Here is a 17,695-nt window from a genome sequence, read left to right as displayed (position 1 = left end):
CTGGTGCGTTAGGGACCGGATGCCCCGCCTTTCCATGCCCCACACAAGCCCGTCCCTGCAATGAATATCTCCGGTCCGTTCATCCGCCGCCCCATCGGTACCTCCTTGCTGGCGATCGGCGTCTTCGTGATCGGCATCATCTGCTATGCGCTGCTCGGCGTGGCCGCGCTGCCCAATATCCAGTTCCCCGCGATCTTCGTGCAGGCCCAGCAGTCCGGGGCGGATGCGAGCACGATGGCCTCCACCGTGGCCGCGCCGCTGGAGCGCCACCTCGGCCAGGTGCCCGGCGTGGAGTCGATGCGCTCGAACAGCTCCGAGGGCAGCACCTTCGTGCTCCTGTTCTTCCAGAACGGCGTGAACATCGACTCCGCGGCGCGCGACGTGCAGGCGGCGATCAACGCGGCCCAGCCGGACCTGCCCACCGGCCTGTTGAACCAGCCGTCGTATACGAAGGCGAACCCGAACGACGATCCGATCATCGTACTGGCCCTCACCTCGGACACGGTGGCACCCACCGACCTCTACAACATCGCCGACTCGGTGCTTGCCCAGCGCCTGCGCCAGCAGGAGGGCATCGCCACCGTGGACATCGCCGGCAGCGCCACGCCGGCGATCCGTGTCGACGTGAACCTGCGCGCTCTGAATGCCATGGGGCTTTCGCCGGACCAGCTGCGCAATGCCCTCACCGCCGCCAACGTCACTTCGCCGCAGGGATTCCTGAGCGACGGACACACGACGATGGCGGTGACCGCCACGGATTCGCTGCACAAGGCCGATGAATTCGCGAAGCTCATCATCGGCGTGAAGGACGGCGTGCCCATCCGGCTGTCCGACATCGCCAAGGTGTACGACGGCCAGCAGGATGCCTACCAGGCCGCTTGGTTCAACGGCCGGCCCGGCATCCTCATGTACGTCTACAAGAAGGCGGACGCCAACGTCATCGAGACGGTGGACCGGGTGAAAAACCTGATGCCGCAGATGCAGTCATGGCTCCCGGGCGGCGTGCAGCTGCATTCCTTCTTCGACGGCACGCCCACCATCCGCGCTTCGCTGCACGAGGTGCAGGCCACCCTGCTGATCAGTCTGGCCATGGTCATCATGACGATGGCGCTGTTCCTGCGCCGGCTGGCGCCGACGCTGATTGCCGGCCTGGCGGTACCGCTGTCGCTCGCAGGCGCGTTCATCGCGATGTACGCGTTCGGCTATACGTTGAACAACCTCACGCTGCTGGCGTTGGTCATCGCCATCGGCTTCGTGGTGGACGATGCCATCGTGGTGATCGAGAACGTGATCCGCCACATGGACGAGGGCATTCCCCGCTTCGAGGCGGCCCTGCTCGGCGCGCGCGAGATCGGGTTCACCATCGTCTCCATTACCGGCTCCCTCGTCGCGGTGTTCATTCCCCTGCTGCTGGCCCCCGGCGTCATCGGCATGTTCTTCAAGGAATTCACCGTCACCCTGGTTTCGGCCATCGTCGTGTCGGCGCTGGTGTCGCTGACGCTGACGCCATCGCTGTGCGCGCACTTCCTCACCGCGCACAAGGACGAGAAGCCGGAGTCGCGGCTGGGCCGTGCGCTGGAGCGCGGACACGAACGCATGCTGGGCATGTACCGGCGCGCGCTCGACTGGACCTTGCGTCACGCCCTGCTCATGGCGCTCACGCCGTTGATCCTCGTGGGTGTGACCATCGTGCTCTTCGGCATGGTGAAAGGCGGGTTCTTCCCGCCACAGGACACCGGCCTCATCGGTGCGCGTGCCACGTCCAGTTCCACCGTGTCGTTCGGCGAGATGAAGGAACGGCAAGCGCGCATCACCGATATGCTGCTGGCCGACCCCGCGGTGAAGGCGGTCGGCTCGCGGCTCGGCACCAGCCGCACCGGATCGAGTGGGTTCTTCAACATCGAATTGAAGACCATGGCCGAAGGGCGAAAGGAAACCACGTTCGCGGTACTCGACCGGCTTTCCGCGAAGGCCGACAAGTTTCCGGACCTCAACCTGCGCCTGCGCCCGATCCAGGACCTCCCAACCGGCGGCGGTGGCGGCAGCTCGCAGGGCGGGCAGTATTCGGTGTCGCTGAAGGGCGACGACGTCGCCGAGCTGCAGGTGTGGATACCGAAGCTGGTGGATGCCCTGAAGAAGAACCCGATGCTGAAGGACGTCGGCAGCGACATCGATGCGGCGGGGCTGCGTCAGAACATGGTGATCGATCGTGACACAGCGGCCCGCCTGGGCGTCGGTATCGGCGATATCGACGGCGCGCTGTATAACGCCTTCGGGCAGCGCGCCGTGTCGACGATCTACTCCGACATCAACCAGTATCGCGTCATCATCAATGCGCTGCCGCAGATGGCGGCGACGCCGGAGGCGCTCAACCAGATCTACGTGCGCTCGACGACGTCGGGGGCCATGATTCCCATCTCGGCCGTGACGCGCCAGGAGCCCGGCCTCGCGCCGACGCAGATCGTGCACGAGGACCAGTACACCAGCATGAGCGTGAGCTTCAACCTCGCACCCAACGTGAGCATGGGCGAGGCCATGGAAATCATCCAGAAGACCGTGGAAGGCATGCGCATGCCGGGCGACATCCGCCTCGATACCAGCACCAGCTTCGGCCGCTTCCAGCAGGCACAGAGCAACATGCCCCTGCTGATCCTGGCCGCGATCGTCGTCGTGTACCTCCTGATGGGCATGCTCTACGAGAGCCTCATCCATCCGGTGACGATCATTTCCACACTGCCTGCCGCGGGCGTCGGCGCCCTCGCGGCCCTCGTCATCACCGACACCGAACTGTCGGTGGTGGCGATGATCGCGCTGGTGCTGCTCATTGGCATCGTGAAGAAGAACGCGATCATGATGATCGACTTCGCCCTGGTGGCCCAACGCGACCATGCGCTGAGCTACAAGGAAGCCATTCGCGAGGCCTGCCTGGTTCGCTTCCGGCCCATCATGATGACCACCATGGTGGCCATCCTGGCCGCCACGCCGCTGGCGATCGGCCTGGGCGAGGGCTCGGAGCTGCGCCGCCCGCTCGGCATCGCCATGATCGGCGGCCTGGTGATCTCTCAGAGCCTCACCCTGCTGTCCACCCCGGCGCTGTACGTGATCTTCGCGTGCCTGTCGGAACGCTGGAAGGCGCGCAAGGCACGGCGGCTGGAACGCCGCCGGGCCGCGTTGGCCAAGGCGTCATGAACCCTGTGAGAGCGAGCTCTATTGTGGGAGCCGGCTATGCCGGCGATCCCGCGGCAGCGGGCACTCTTGCCGCACCTGTCGCCGCTGAAGCGGCTCCCACAAGGTAGCCGGGCGCCTTCTTGCCGTCGCGGCAAAACAGTCGTTCCAGGGCTTCGCTTCCCCCTCCGGCGCCAGTCGGGCCACAATGGACAGGTTTCCAGTCCATGACCTGGCCCACTCAAGCACAAGGCTCGCCGAATCATGTCCAGCTCGCCCAAGATCATCTACACGCTTACCGACGAAGCGCCGTTCCTCGCCACCGCTTCCTTCCTGCCGATCGTCGAGGCCTTCGCCGGAACCGCCGGCGTGGCCGTGGAAACGCGCGACATCTCGCTGGCCGGCCGCATCCTGGCGCAGTTCCCGGACCGCCTCACCGACGCGCAGAAGATCGGCGATCACCTCGCGGAGCTTGGCGAACTGGCCACCCGACCGGAAGCCAACATCATCAAGCTACCGAACATCAGCGCCTCCGTGCCGCAGATGAAGGCGGCCATCCGCGAATTGCAGTCGCAGGGTTATGCGCTGCCCGATTACGTGGATGCCCCGTCCACCGACGAGGAAAAGGAAACCAACGCCCGCTATGGCAAGGCCATGGGCAGCGCCGTGAACCCGGTGCTGCGCGAGGGCAATTCCGACCGTCGGGCGCCGCTCTCGGTCAAGAACTATGCCCGCAAGCACCCGCACCGCATGGGCAAGTGGTCGCCCGATTCGAAATCGCACGTCGCCCACATGGACGGCGGCGATTTCTACGGTAGCGAGAAATCCGCCACGCTCGACAAGGCCGGCAGCCTGCGCATCGAATTCGTCGGCAAGGACGGCACGGCGAAAGTCCTGAAGGAGAAAGTGGCGGTGAAGGCCGGCGAGATTGTCGACGCCGCCGTGATGAGCCGCAAGGCGCTGGCCGCGTTCATCGACGCCCAGATCGCCGACGCCAAGGCCAAGGGCGTGCTGTTCTCCCTGCACCTCAAGGCCACCATGATGAAGGTGTCCGACCCGATCATGTTCGGCATCGTGGTGCGCGAGTTCTACAAGGACGTTCTGAGCAAGCACGCCGACGCGCTGAAGCAGGTGGGCTTCGATGCCAACAACGGCATCGGCGACCTCTACGCGCGCCTCGACAAGCTGGACCCGGCCACGCGCGCGGCCATCGAAGCCGACCTGAAGGCCGAATACGCACAGCGCCCGGCGCTGGCCATGGTGAATTCCGACAAGGGCATCACCAACCTGCACGTGCCCAGCGACGTGATCGTCGACGCCTCCATGCCCGCGATGATCCGCGACTCGGGCGGCATGTGGAACGCCGAAGGCAAGCTCCAGGACGCCAAGGCCGTCATCCCCGACCGTTCCTACGCCGGGGTGTACCAGGCGGTGATCGAGGACTGCATCGCGCACGGTGCGTTCGACCCGGCCACTATGGGCAGCGTGCCCAACGTGGGCCTCATGGCGCAGAAGGCCGAGGAATACGGCTCGCACGACAAGACCTTCCAGATCCCCGCCGACGGCACCGTGCGCGTGCTTTCCGACGATGGCTCGGTGGTATTCGAGCACGCGGTGGAGCAGGGCGATATCTGGCGCATGTGCCAGACCAAGGACGCCCCCATCCAGGACTGGGTGAAGCTCGCCGTGCAGCGCGCCCGGCTCTCGTCCACGCCCGCCGTGTTCTGGCTGGACCGCAACCGTGCGCACGATGCCCAGGTGATCGCGAAGGTCGAGCGTTACCTGAAGGACCACGACACCGCCGGGCTCGACATCCGCGTGCTCTCGCCGGTGGACGCCACTAAGCTCTCGCTCGAGCGCATTCGCAAGGGCGAAGACACCATCTCGGTCACCGGCAACGTGCTGCGCGACTACCTCACCGACCTGTTCCCGATCATGGAACTGGGTACGTCGGCGAAGATGCTCTCCATCGTGCCGCTGATGGCCGGCGGCGGCCTGTTCGAGACGGGCGCGGGCGGCTCTGCGCCGAAGCACGTGCAGCAGTTCGTGGAAGAGGGCTACCTGCGCTGGGACTCGCTGGGCGAATTCCTGGCGCTGGCAGCGTCGCTGGAACACCTCGCCGAGCGTTACGACAACCGCCATGCCCGCGTGCTGGCGAAAACCCTCGACCAGGCGAACGGCCGCTTCCTCGACAGCAACAAGTCGCCGGCGCGCAAGGTCGGCGAGATCGACAACCGCGGCAGCCACTTCTACCTCGCGCTGTACTGGGCCCAGGCCCTCGCCGCACAGGACGACGATGCGGACCTGAAGGCGAAGTTCGCCGGTGTCGCGAAAACGCTGGAAGAGAACACCGCGAAGATCGACGCCGAGCTGATCGGTGCGCAGGGCAAGCCGCAGCAGATCGGCGGCTACTACCACCCCGACATGCAGCGCGTCAGCGCCGCGATGCGTCCTAGCGCGACGCTCAATGCCGTGATCGACGGGCTGCGTTCGGCCAGCCGGTAACCGCTGAAGGAAGACGCGCCTGCCTGCCGGGCAGGCGCGTCCAGTCCCGGTGCTGTTTCGCTCTCATCGGGAGCGAGGCCTGTAAACATTACAGGTATTGAATATACACAAATGAACTATATACTTATGAGGTAACCTCCTGGGAACGTCGTAATGAGCGCGTTCGCCCCTACTGAAGCCCGCCTGGACGTCACCCGGGCCAAATACCCCGATTTCCCCCGGGGGCCTGCCGTGCTGGTGCGGCTGATCAAGCACCTCTTCAAGGAAATCCACGACGAGGCGAACGCGCTCCTGCGGCCCTATGGGCTCAACCACCCCGAGTACAACATCCTCATGATGCTGTACGGGTCGCCCGACAACAGCATGCATCCGTCCGCGCTGGCCGACGCCGCGGGCGAGAAATCGGCCAACATCACGCGCCTCACGACGCAGCTCTGCGAGAAGGGCTACGTGGCGCGCTCGGGCAGCGACGCCGACCGGCGCAAGGTCACGCTCACGCTGACTCCGGAAGGCCTTGCGCTCATCGACGGCTTTCTTCCCGGCATCGTCACGCTGCTTCACAAGCAGACGCGCAACCTCACCGCCGGCGAACAGGACCAGCTCGAGGTTCTGCTCAAGAAGATGCTGGCTGGTTTCGGGGAGTAGGGGAGGACACGCATCATGGCCGCCTCCAACATCGCGACCCGTTCGCTGCCCACGCGCGACGTGGTGGTAGAGACCTTCCGCGAAGAGGCCGCGGCGTGGCTGTTCGTCGTGAAGACGCTCATCGCGTTCTTCCTGACAGGGTGGATCGCCATGCGCCTGGAACTGCCTTCGCCGTCCACCGCCATGCTGACCACCATCATCGTCGCCAACCGCCAGTCCGGCATGGTGTTGGCGAAGAGTTTCTATCGCGCCATCGGCACGCTTGCCGGTGCGGTGGTCGCGGTCGGCATCGTGGCCTTCTTCCCGCAGCAACGCGACCTGTTCCTTCTCGTGCTTTCGCTGTGGATCGGTGTGTGCGCAGGCGGCGCCACCCTTTACCGTAACTTCAAGTCATACGCCTTCGTGCTTGGCGGCTACACCGCCGCCATTGTTGCCATTCCGGTTATCGAGAATCCGCTGGGGGTGTTCGATTCGGCCACGGCCCGCATCAGCGAAGTGCTGCTTGGGCTGCTGGTGAGTGCCGCGGTGAGCGATGTGGTGTTTCCCAGTCGCATGCGCGACGTGCTGCGCCGTACCGCTCGCGACCAGTTCGCGCACTTCGTGGCATTCATCCGCGACAGCACGGGCGGGGCCATTCCCCGTGAAGCCATGGAAAAAGCGCACCTGCGTTTCGTTCGCAACGCGGTGATGCTGGAAGACCTGCGCAGCTCGGTGATCTTCGAGGACGCCGAAGCTCGGGCGCGCAGCAACCATCTGCGTCTGTTCAATCAGCGCTTCATGGCAACGTCCACCACGTTTCACTCCGTGCATCACCTCATCAACCGTCTGCAGCGTGCTCGTCGCGACACGGCGGCAAGCACGTTGATTCGCCTTTACGCGCCGATCGGCCGCGCCCTCGATGCCCCCATCGAGGCCGGTGCGGCCGCGCGAGTGCTGTTGCCGCGCCTGGCGACAGCGCGCGACGACATGCGGGCATCGGCACCCGCCTTGCGCGCGTCGCTCGACGACGCACAGGACCTGCGTGACTTCGACACCGGGGCGACGCTGCTGCTCCGCTTTGTCGACGAACTGCACGATTACGTGGATGCCGCTGCAACCCTGCAAGCGCCGAGGGTCATCGCCGGTTCGGCCGAACGCGTGCGTTTCGATCGCGGAAACGACTTCCTCGGCGCCGGCATCGCGACGGCGCGTACCACCCTCACCATGCTCGTGCTCGGCGCGTTCTGGATCGCCAGCGCGTGGCCGATGGGGGCCAGCGCCATGCTTCTGGCGACGGTCTTCGCCGGCCTTTTTGCCAGCACACCGAACCCGAGCCGGGTGACCTGGATCGTCATGCTGGGCTATCTGTCGGGCATGACGGCGGCCTTCGTATGCGAGTTCTTCGTGCTCACCCAACTGGACGGTTATGGGTTGATGGTCGCGGGTGTCACGCCCTTCCTCGCGGTGGGGCTGGTCATGATGATGACGCCGTCGCTGGCGTCGTACGGCCTGGGATGGGCCATGGGATTCGCGTACGTCCTGGCGCTGAAGAACCTGCAGACCTATGACCCGGCCCACTTCATCAATGACGCCATCGCTCAGGTGATCGGCCTTGGGGCAGCCGCCATTTCCTTTCTGGTCATTCCTCCGGCCATCGGCAGTGCGTGGCTGCGCCGGCGCCAGCTTGCGCGCTTGCGTGCGCAGGTGGCTCTGGCCGCGGAGGCTCCGCTTCCCGGGCTTCGCCATCGCTTCGAGAGCGTCAACCACGACCTGGTGAGCCAGGTGGTGGCCCAGACGCAACCCGGTAGCGCCGACTCGCGCACACTCATCGCGTGGGCCCTGGCGGTGCACGAGACGGGGCGGGCACTCATCGAACTTCGTCACGACATGTCGCGGCAGGGTGTGCCGTCCACGCTGCGGCCCTACCTCGAGGCGGCGCTGCGCACGCTGGCGCGCTTCTACGAAAACCCGGATGCGACGGGCTACCTGCTTGCGCGCGACGCGGTCGCCACGGCCATCGCGAGCGTCGGCGAGCATGAAGGCACCAGCTACCTGCTCGACCACCTCCATCTTGTCCGCATGGCGCTGCTCGACGGTGAGTCCGTGCTCGCTGCCTACATGCCGGATGTTCCGCTTGCCAAGGAGGTTGCCCATGCCTCGTGAAATTGCTTTCGGCGACGCCCTGGTTCCGGGGCTGCTCGTCTTCTTCCTGCTCGCGCTGCTGGTGTGGTGGCTGCTCGACGCCGTGGCCGGCCGTTTCGGTTTGTATCGCCTCGTCTGGCATCCGGCGTTGTTCCGGCTTGCCGTGTTCGTGTGCGTCTTCGGCGCCTTCGCGCTGTTCCTGTACTGAGTGATCCCGTGATGAAATTCGCCACCCTCGTCCGTTTCGCCATCACCGCCGTGGTCGTGCTGGCCGCCGCGTTCGTCGCGCATGCCTTGTGGAAGCACTACATGTACTCGCCATGGACGCGCGACGGCCGCGTACGTGCGGAGATCGTGCGCATCGCGCCGGACGTCGCGGGCATCGTCACCGACGTGCGGGTCGTCGACAATCAGACGGTGAAAAAGGGCGACGTCTTGTTCGTGGTCGACCAGGCGCGCTACGAGAACGCCGTGGCGCAGGCCAGGGCGAACCTCAACGCCGCCGAGGCCGCCGCCCGTGCCGCCGGCGCGAACATCAGCGCCGCCTTCGCCGGCGCCCAGCAAAGCCGCTCGAACTACGAGATGTACGAGGCGCAGTCGGAACGACGGCAGAAACTCATCAACAACGTGATCTCGGCCGAGGACAAGGCCAACGCCGTGGCGGCCGCCAACGCCGCTCGCGCGGGCTGGCAGCAGGCCCAGGCCAGCACGAAGCAGGCGAGCGCCGCACAGCAGCAGGCGCTCGCGGCGGTGGCCCAGGCGCAGGTGGAACTGGCTTCCGCGCAACTGAACCTGGATCGCACGCGCGTGCTCGCACCGGTGGACGGCTATGTCACCAACCTGGACGTTCGGGTGGGCGACTATGCGAACGCCGGCGCGGCGCGCATGGCCTTGATCGACCGCGACTCCTACTGGATCTATGGCTATTTCGAAGAGACGAAACTGCCCGGTCTGCGCGTGGGCGATCCGGTGGATATCCGGCTCATGAGCGGCGGCGTCCACTTGCGCGGAACGGTGGAAAGCATCGCGCACGGTATCACCGATGCCGACAATCCCACCGGCAGCGATCTTCTCGCCGACGTGAATCCCACCTTCAACTGGGTGCGGCTGGCGCAGCGTGTGCCGGTACGGGTGAAGATCGACACGGCACACCTGCCGGCGGGCACGGTGCTGTCGGCCGGCATGACGGCGACGCTCATCGTGCGGCCTTCGCATCCGGATGCGGTGGCAGTGCGGTAGGAGCGCGCCCTGCGCGCGACATGTTTTGAGGCCGTGACCAGGAGTTGGCGCGCCAGCTTGAGGACAGGCGCGAAAACCCGTCGCGCGCAAGGCGCGCTCCTACACAGGCGCGAGGCGACGCAGGCGCAGCTGCAACCACTTGTCCACGTCGGGCCATTCGGTGGCGAGGATGCTGTAGCACACCGTGTCGCGTAGGGATCCGTCGTTGCGACGCTTGTGGGCGCGCAGGACGCCTTCGCGCTTCGCGCCCAGCTTCTCGATCGCCCGTTGCGAGTCCTGGTTGTACGCGTCGGTGTGGAACTCCACCGCCACGGCGCCCACGTTCAGGAAGGCGTGGGAGAGCAGCAGGTGTTTGCAGGCCGTGTTTACGTGGCTGCGTTGCCAGCGACGGGCGTACCAGGTGTAGCCGATGGCGACGCGGCTCGGGTCGGGCACGATGTCGTAGAACCGCGTGGATCCGACGATCTGGCCGGTGGCCTTCTCGCGCACGGCCCAGGGCGACATGCGCCCCTCTTCCTGGCCGCGCAGGGCGGCTTCGACGTACTCGGTCATGCGCCCGGGTGCGGGCACCGAGGTGAACCAGAGGTCCCACAGATTGCCGTCGCCCGCCGCGCGCTCCAGCGCCTCGATGTGTTCGAGGGCCAGCGGCTCCAGCGTGACGTACTCGTTTTCCAGGCGAACGGCGTCCATGGTCTCAGGCGTCCAGGTCGGGGATGAGGCGGCTTTCGATCCGGGCGATGGTGTCCTTCAGGAGCAGCTTGCGCTTCTTCAGGCGGGTGAGCTGGAGTTCGTCCCGGCTGATGGCGGCCGCCAGGTGGTCGATGGCGGCGTCGAGGTCACGGTGCTCCACCTTCAGTTCGGCGAGGCGCTGGGCGAGCTGTGCGGGATCCTGAACCTGCATCGCATTGGGCCGGCGGAGGAAGGAAGGGGCGATTGTACCGCCAGGCGGGGCCGGCCGCAGCGGCTACAATGGGGGTCCCTCCCAGGTTCCCATCGCAGCATGTCCGCCATCCCAGACCCGACCCGCAAGCAGACCTACGAAGCCGGCAAGCTGGCCAAGCGCCTGCGCCGCCAGGTCGGCCAGGCCATTGCCGACTACGGCATGATCGAGGAAGGCGACAAGGTGATGGTGTGCCTTTCCGGCGGAAAGGACTCCTATACGTTGCTGGACATGCTGCTGTCGCTGCAGGCGAAGGCGCCCGTGCGCTTCGAGCTGGTGGCGGTGAACCTCGACCAGAAGCAGCCGGATTTCCCCGCCCACGTACTGCCGGAGTACCTCACGGCGCGCGGTGTGCTGTTCCACATCATCGAGCAGGACACCTACAGCGTCGTCACCCGCGTGATCCCCCAGGGCAAGACGATGTGCAGCCTTTGCTCGCGCATGCGTCGGGGGGCGCTCTACCAATGGGCTGCGGCGAACGGCGTGACCCGCATCGCGTTGGGCCACCACCGCGACGACATTCTCGGTACGTTCTTCCTGAACATGTTCTACCAGGGCAGCCTGAAGGCGATGCCGCCCAAGCTGCTGTCCGACGACGGTCGCCATGTGGTGATCCGCCCGCTGGCGTATTGCCGCGAGGACGACATCGCGGCCTATGCGGAGTCGAGGCAGTTCCCGATCATTCCCTGCAACCTTTGCGGGTCGCAGGAGAACATGCAGCGCAAGGTCGTCAAGCGCATGCTCGCCGAATGGGAAAAGTCGCACCCGGGGCGCAGCGAGACGATCTTCCGCGCCATGGGCAACATCGCGCCGTCGCAGCTGACCGACCGCAATCTGTTCGATTTCGCGGCGCTCGGGGCGCGCGACGGCGCACCGCGTGCCGACGTCCATGCCTGGCTGGCGGGTAGCGACGCCGCTGGCGATACCGAATGACCTTCCTTTCATACGTTCCAAGGCCCACGACATGACCCTGTTCTCTTCCGTCGAACTCGCCCCTCGCGATCCGATCCTCGGCCTCAACGAGGCCTTCGGTGCCGATACCCGCCCCGACAAGGTCAATCTGGGCGTCGGCGTGTATTACGACGCGAACGGCCACGTGCCGCTCCTGCGCGCCGTACGCGAAGCCGAGAAAGCGCGGGTGGACGCGGCGCTGCCGCGCGGCTACCTGCCTATCGACGGCATTGCGCTCTACGATCAGGCCGTGCAGAAGCTGCTCTTCGGTGCCGGTTCCCCGCTGCTGGCCGACCGCCGCGTCGTGACCGCGCAGTCCCTGGGCGGCACGGGCGCGCTGAAGGTGGGCGCGGATTTCCTCAAGCGCCTGAATCCGTCGGTGCCGGTTGCGATCAGCACACCCAGCTGGGAGAACCACCGTGCGCTGTTCGAAGGCGCCGGCTTCCAGGTGGTGGAATATCCGTACTACGACGCGGCCACCCATGGCGTGGACGTGGAAGGCATGCTCGCCGCCATCGCGAAACTTCCGGCCGGCGCGATCGTCGTCCTGCATGCCTGCTGTCACAACCCGACCGGCGTCGACCTCACGGCCGGCGACTGGCAGCGTGTGGTGTCCACCGTGCGCGAGCGCGGCCTCGTGCCGTTCCTCGACATCGCATACCAGGGTTTTGGCGACGGCATCGAACCCGATGCCGCGGCGGTACGCCTTTTCGCCGAGGCGGACGTGTCCTTCCTTGTCGCAAGTTCCTTTTCCAAGTCGTTCTCTCTTTACGGCGAACGCGTGGGCGCCCTGTCGATCGTCACGGCGTCGCACGATGAGGCGCTGCGCGTGCAGTCGCAGGTGAAGCGCGTGATCCGCACGAATTACTCCAACCCGCCGACGCACGGCGCGGCCGTGGTGTCGGCCGTGCTGAACCACGATGAGCTGCGCGCCACGTGGGAAACCGAACTGGGCGAGATGCGCGAGCGTATCCGCGCGATGCGCCGTGGCCTGACCGAACGGCTGTCGAAGGTGGGCGATTTTGCCTTCATCGAAAGGCAGCGCGGCATGTTCTCCTATTCCGGCCTCAGCGCCGCCCAGGTAGAGCGGCTGCGCACGGAGTTCGGCATCTATGCCGTGAGCACGGGGCGCATCTGCGTCGCGGCGCTGAACGAGGGCAACCTCGACCGCGTGGCCGACGCCATCGCGCGCGTCGTGTAAGCGGATTCACCGATCGTCACGCCGGCGGCCGCTCCGCGACCGCCGGTGCCATTCCTTTGCATGAGATTCGTCGATACATGTTCTTTCGCAACCTGACGCTGTTCCGCTTTTCCGAACCGGTGGCCGCCGACCTCGAGCGCCTCGACGAGGTGCTTCCCGAGCATCGCCTGCGCCCGGTGGGGCCCATGGAAATGTCCACGCGCGGTTTCGTCTCGCCACTGGGCCGCAACGAGGAAGGCCTGGCCCACGTCGTGGGCCGAAACACGATGGTCACGGTGGGCAGCGAGGATAAGCTGCTGCCGTCGTCGGTCGTGAACGACGAACTGGCCAATCGCGTGCAGAAGATCGCCGAGGAAGAAGGCCGAAAGGTAAGCGGCCGGGAGCGCAAGAAGATCAAGGACGACGTGATGAACGAGCTGCTGCCCCGGGCGTTCGTGCGCAGTTCGAGGATGCGGGCCTACGCCGATCGGAAGAACGGATGGCTGGTGCTGGATACCTCCAGCCGCAAGTCGGCCGAAAACACCCTGAGCCAGATCCGCGAGGCCCTGGGCAGTTTCCCCGCCGTGCCGCTGGCGCCGGAGGAATCGCCCCGTATCCTCATGACCCACTGGGTGGCCTCGGGGGAGCTCCCGGCGGGCCTGTCGCTGGGCGACGAATGCGAGTTACGCGACCCTGCCACCGCTTCCGGCGCCATCGCGCGCTGCCGCCGGCAGGATCTCGACACCGATGAGATTCGGGAGCACCTGCGCACCGGCAAACAGGTGTTCCAGTTGGGTTTGTTGTTCGACGACCGCATTTCCTTCGTACTTGGCGAAGACCTGATCCTGCGTAAAATCAAGTTCACCGACGTGGTGCTGGACGAACAGGCCGACAGCCCGGAATCCGCCGCCGCCGAGATGGACGCCAACTTCGCCCTCATGGCGCTGGAATACGAGCGCCTGCTGGGCAAGCTGGAAGAGTGGTTCAAGCTCCCCCGTCCGGAATGACGGATTCGGGGGTCGCAGGCGGTGATACGGGTTGGTGGGATGTTCGTCGGGATCGGTACGAGACTCGCGGCATGGCATCGGAAGACGGCGACTGGCTGGAACTTGCAACCCCCACCGGTGGCACCATCAAGGTGCTGAAGGCGGCGCACCCGCGTGCCCGCCGCCTGCGCCTCACGGTCACCCCCAAGGGGGCGCGTCTCACGTACCCGAACGGCACCCATGTGGCGCAGATGACAGCCTTCCTGCGCCACCATGCCGACTGGCTGGAACAGAAGCTGGGCGAGTTCCATCTCGACGCCGTGCCACTGCCGCCATTGCGCGTCGGCGTGCCCACCACGTTCCCATTCCGGGGCGAGGAGGTCGTTCTGGACTGGGCGGAAGGCACGTATCCACGCGTGGACCACGAGCCGGGAAGCCTGGTACTCAGCATTCCCCGTCCGCACACCCGGGCGCTGCTGGTGGCACGCGGGCTGCTTGCCACGCATTTCGAAGCGCAGATCCGCCGCGACGTCTCCCGCTGGCTGCCGGGTTACATACCGCAGATCAACGCGGCGCCCACCGCCTTGCGCATCCGGCCTTTGAAGAGCCTGTGGGGCAGCCTGGATACGCGTGACAGGATCAATCTCGACCTGGCCCTGGCCCTCGCGCCGCCCGCGGCACTGCGCTACGTGCTGGTGCACGAGCTCTGTCACCTGAAGGTGCGCAACCACTCGCCGCGTTTCTGGCATTGGGTGGAAAGCGTATTCCCCGACCACAAGGAGCAGCGCGCCTGGTTGCGCGCGAACGGCAGCGCCCTGAAGCGGCAGCTGGATCGCCTGATCGCCGACGTGGCCGATTGAGGCTTCCGGCAAACCCGTTACGTTCCTGTGGGAGCCGCTTCAGCGGCGATGGGAGCTTGCGTGAGCGTGCCCGCTGCCGCGGGATCGCCGGCGAAGCCGGCTCCCACAATCGCGCCGCATTCCTGGCACTGAGTCAATGCGCCAGTGCAAATCCCGTGAGAATGCGCGCGGTCTCCACCGGCTTTTCCAGCATCGGCATGTGATTGCAGCCGTTCATGACGGTTGCGCCGATCGACGGTGAACTCGTCAGCCCCGCGCGTAGCGTGTCGAGCGCGGACACATCGATGATCTTGTCGTCATGGCACCACACCCCGAGCACCGGCATGGGAAGCTTGCCGATCACGGGATCGAGCGAGAAGGCCTGCGCCGGTTGCTTCAGTTCGTTGAACGTGCGCTCGATGAACGCGTGGTCCTTCTCGTTGCGCGCGATCAGCGCGTCCTCGACACGGCCCGGGAGTTGCGGCGGTTTGATGAAAAGGCGCGCGAGCAGGGCTTCCAGTCCGGCGCGATCGTGGTAGAGGAACGGATCGCCTCCGGCCTTCACCTCGCGGGCGAAGTCGTTTTCCTTGAACGTGAGGCCGAGGGAGCTCATCAGCACCAGACTGGCGACACGTTCCGGATGCTTCTGCGCGTAGACGCCGGCGATGGCGCCTCCCATGGAATGCCCCACGAGCAGGAAGCGCTGCGCCCCGATCGCCGCGGCGAATGGTTCGAGGCGGTCGGCTTGTGCATCGATGCCGTAATCGCCACCGTCGATGCGCGACGAATCGCCCCAGCCGGGCAGGTCGGGAATCACGACATGGAAATGATCGGTGAGTCCCTTGGCCATCTCGAGCCAGACTTCCTTGTTCACCGCGAATCCGTGCAGCAACACGATGGTGGGGCCTTCGCCGCCCTCGTAGTACGACCAGGTGGTGTCGCCTGCGACGACACTCTTTTTTTCCAGGTGTGCGGACATCGCCTGTCGTGCCGCATCCGCCTTCAGCAGCAGGCCCGGTGCGAAAACATAGACCATGCCTGCGCCCAGACCGAGCACCACGGCCACGACGACCAGGAACTTCAGCCGGCGTAGCAGCAGCCGTTGCCAGAGCGGTCGGTTGTCGGCGGTGGCGAGGGAGGGGATCTTGGCCATGAAGGGAACCCGGAACGTAAGGACGCCCCGCAAGATGCGGGGCGTCGCTGGAGGATGCAAGTGCGAGCCCTCGCGGGCGGCGCGAAATCTTGCGTTAGTGCTGCCGATCCTTGCCGGCGAGGATGCGCTCCACGGCCTGCTGGGTCATCGGGTGGTAGCCGCTTTTCGCCTTTGCATAGGTTTGCTTGGCGAAGGCAAGGCCTTCCGGCGTGCGGGCGAAGGCGCGGTAGACGGGCGTGGTGAGGTACAGGCGCCCGATGCGCGTCATGTGTTCGGCAGCGGCCGTCCACACGTCCTTGTCGCCGGCGGCAATGGCGTGCGCGTACCAGCGCATGCCGATCTCGGCGTTGGGCGTGCCGGTGAGGTGCCATGCGGCGTCGATTTCCTTGATCTTCGCCAGCGGGGTCACGTCGGGCAGGCGGTCGAGGAAATACATCCATTCCTGCGTGTTCCAGCCCTTCGCGTCGAGTTTGTCGGCGGCGAGCTTGCCGGACAGGAAGTCGGTGCGTTCGCGGTCGATGGCATCGAAGCGCGGTGACGACGGCAGCGGGGCATCCTTCGGAATGCCGGGCTGCCAGATCCAGGCGCGGGCTTCGGCTTCGCTCATCTTGCCCGGATACTTGTCGAGCAGATTGGCCTTCAGGTACGCGAACATCGTGTCGGTATCGATGCTCTGGAAGGCGAAGTGCGCGAAATAGCCCTTCAGGTAGGCGTCGAAGGTCTCACGCCCGAAGCGCTGCTCCAGCGTGCGCAGGAACCATGACCCCTTGTCGTAGGCGACGCTGGAAAGCGCGTCGTCCGCACCGATGCCCCGCGGGTCGGGCGTGAGCTTCTGCACGTTCGCGGGCATGTGGCCGATGCTCTTCTGCAGGGCGCGCGCCGAAAGCAGGGCTTCCTCGTCGGCAAGCGCCTTGCCGTACACGGCCTCGGTGATGCGGCCCTGCACGTAGGTGGTGAAGCCCTCGTTCAACCAGATGTCGCGCCATGCGGCACTCGTCACCAGGTTGCCCGACCACGAATGCGCCAGCTCGTGCGACACCAGGGAGACCAGGCTCTTGTCGCCGACCAGCACCGTCGGCGTGGCGAAGGTCATGTTCGGGTTTTCCATGCCGCCGAAGGGAAACGACGGCGGCAGCACGAGGATGTCGTAGCGGCCCCAGGCGTAAGGACCGTAGAGCTTTTCGGTGGTGGCGATCAGCTTTTCCGTATCTTCGAACTCGTGCGCGGCCTTCCCGACAATGCTGGGTTCGGCATACACCGCGCTGCGCGGGCCGGTTTCCTTCACCGCGAGGTCGCCCGCCGCGATGGCGAGGAGGTAGGACGGAATGGGGTGCGGCTGGTCGAAGGAGAAATTGCCATCCAGCGGATGCTTCGCGTCGTTGATGGCGCTCATGACCACGCGCACGTCTTTCGGCGCGGTGACGTGCGCATCGTAGGTAAAGCGGATGGCGGGGGAATCCTGCAGCGGCACCCAGGAGCGCGCGTGGATGGATTCCGACTGCGAGAACATGAAGGGCTGTTTCTTGTCGGCCGTCTGCTCCGGCGTGAGCCATTGCAGGCCGGATGCCTCAGGAACGGTGGCATAGGTGATCCGTACCGCCGCGGGATGCGTCGGCGCGGCGATGGTCAGCTTGGAGCCCAGTTCCTTGTCGCGCGGCGCCAGCGCGAACTTGAGCGGCGTGCCCTTGCCCGAGGCATCCACCGCCTCGACGCCGGCGATCTTCAGGTCGCGCGTGTCGAGTACGAGGTCCTTCGCCTTCGCGTCCTTCCAGTCGAGCTTCAGCGTCGCGTTGCCGGCCAGCTCGCGCTTGCCGAAGTCAAGCTTGAGATCGAGGTCCAGATGGGTGACACGCACGGCATCCGGCTGGGCGTAGGAATGCGGGTCGGCGGCAAAGGCCACGACGGGGAAGGCCATCGTGAGGGCCAGGACGGGAAGCAGACGCATCGCTTGAGGTCATCCGTTTGAGGGAG

14 protein-coding genes are annotated in these 17,695 nt (G+C 65.9%); 10 read left to right on the top strand and 4 right to left on the bottom strand.

Annotation, left to right across the window (positions count from 1 at the left end; all coding sequences use genetic code 11):
- The first annotated feature begins 60 nt into the window (after positions 1 to 60).
- The 6 genes from HBF26_RS14985 to HBF26_RS14960 all read left to right on the top strand — a co-directional run bounded on the left by HBF26_RS14985 (position 61) and on the right by HBF26_RS14960 (position 9,675).
- Positions 61 to 3,189 (top strand): efflux RND transporter permease subunit, encoded by a 3,129-nt coding sequence (locus HBF26_RS14985; RefSeq protein WP_167128191.1) that lies wholly within the window; start codon positions 61 to 63, stop codon positions 3,187 to 3,189.
- A 240-nt stretch (positions 3,190 to 3,429) separates the two neighbouring features.
- The gene (locus tag HBF26_RS14980) at positions 3,430 to 5,670 is read left to right on the top strand and encodes an NADP-dependent isocitrate dehydrogenase (protein WP_167128188.1); all 2,241 of its coding nucleotides are present in this window, start codon (positions 3,430 to 3,432) and stop codon (positions 5,668 to 5,670) included.
- A 153-nt stretch (positions 5,671 to 5,823) separates the two neighbouring features.
- Positions 5,824 to 6,315, top strand: a complete 492-nt coding sequence (locus HBF26_RS14975; protein WP_167128185.1) for a MarR family winged helix-turn-helix transcriptional regulator — start codon at positions 5,824 to 5,826, stop codon at positions 6,313 to 6,315.
- 15 nt (positions 6,316 to 6,330) lie between these two features.
- Positions 6,331 to 8,457, top strand: a complete 2,127-nt coding sequence (locus tag HBF26_RS14970; protein WP_167128183.1) for an FUSC family protein — start codon at positions 6,331 to 6,333, stop codon at positions 8,455 to 8,457.
- Positions 8,447 to 8,644: a DUF1656 domain-containing protein gene (locus HBF26_RS14965; protein WP_167128181.1), complete on the top strand. Its 198-nt coding sequence runs from the start codon at positions 8,447 to 8,449 to the stop codon at positions 8,642 to 8,644. The genes HBF26_RS14970 and HBF26_RS14965 overlap by 11 nt, the downstream gene beginning before the upstream one ends.
- An 11-nt stretch (positions 8,645 to 8,655) precedes the next feature.
- A complete protein-coding gene (locus HBF26_RS14960) occupies positions 8,656 to 9,675 on the top strand; it encodes an HlyD family secretion protein (RefSeq protein WP_167128178.1) in 1,020 nt (339 codons plus the stop codon).
- A gap of 99 nt (positions 9,676 to 9,774) precedes the next feature.
- Here the strand turns inward: HBF26_RS14960 and HBF26_RS14955 are convergent, their stop codons facing one another.
- On the bottom strand, positions 9,775 to 10,365 hold the full coding sequence (locus HBF26_RS14955) for a GNAT family N-acetyltransferase (RefSeq protein ID WP_167128175.1): 591 nt from the start codon (positions 10,363 to 10,365) through the stop codon (positions 9,775 to 9,777).
- A gap of 4 nt (positions 10,366 to 10,369) precedes the next feature.
- A complete protein-coding gene (locus tag HBF26_RS14950) occupies positions 10,370 to 10,576 on the bottom strand; it encodes a YdcH family protein (RefSeq protein WP_167030632.1) in 207 nt (68 codons plus the stop codon).
- A 99-nt stretch (positions 10,577 to 10,675) separates the two neighbouring features.
- Between HBF26_RS14950 and ttcA the strand changes: the two genes are divergently transcribed.
- The 4 genes from ttcA (at position 10,676) to HBF26_RS14930 (ending at position 14,592) form a co-directional block, all read left to right on the top strand.
- Positions 10,676 to 11,548, top strand: coding sequence for a tRNA 2-thiocytidine(32) synthetase TtcA (gene ttcA / locus HBF26_RS14945; RefSeq protein WP_167128172.1), 873 nt, complete (start codon positions 10,676 to 10,678; stop codon positions 11,546 to 11,548).
- Positions 11,549 to 11,579: 31 nt separating this feature from the next.
- Positions 11,580 to 12,767 carry an amino acid aminotransferase gene (locus tag HBF26_RS14940; protein WP_167128169.1) on the top strand — a complete coding sequence of 396 codons (1,188 nt, stop codon included), beginning with the start codon at positions 11,580 to 11,582 and terminating at the stop codon, positions 12,765 to 12,767.
- A 77-nt stretch (positions 12,768 to 12,844) separates the two neighbouring features.
- The gene (locus HBF26_RS14935) at positions 12,845 to 13,753 is read left to right on the top strand and encodes a recombination-associated protein RdgC (protein ID WP_167128166.1); all 909 of its coding nucleotides are present in this window, start codon (positions 12,845 to 12,847) and stop codon (positions 13,751 to 13,753) included.
- A gap of 71 nt (positions 13,754 to 13,824) precedes the next feature.
- Positions 13,825 to 14,592 (top strand): M48 family metallopeptidase, encoded by a 768-nt coding sequence (locus tag HBF26_RS14930; RefSeq protein WP_167128163.1) that lies wholly within the window; start codon positions 13,825 to 13,827, stop codon positions 14,590 to 14,592.
- A 133-nt stretch (positions 14,593 to 14,725) separates the two neighbouring features.
- On the opposite strand, the gene HBF26_RS14925 is transcribed toward HBF26_RS14930, so the two are convergent.
- Positions 14,726 to 15,724: an alpha/beta fold hydrolase gene (locus HBF26_RS14925; RefSeq protein WP_240151372.1), complete on the bottom strand. Its 999-nt coding sequence runs from the start codon at positions 15,722 to 15,724 to the stop codon at positions 14,726 to 14,728.
- Positions 15,725 to 15,818: 94 nt separating this feature from the next.
- A complete protein-coding gene (locus HBF26_RS14920; RefSeq protein WP_167128160.1) occupies positions 15,819 to 17,669 on the bottom strand; it encodes a M1 family metallopeptidase in 1,851 nt (616 codons plus the stop codon).
- Positions 17,670 to 17,695: the final 26 nt, after the last annotated feature.

It is taken from the genome of Luteibacter jiangsuensis (assembly GCF_011742555.1).
Lineage (GTDB): Bacteria > Pseudomonadota > Gammaproteobacteria > Xanthomonadales > Rhodanobacteraceae > Luteibacter > Luteibacter jiangsuensis.
This window is presented reverse-complemented; position numbering and strand designations above follow the sequence as displayed.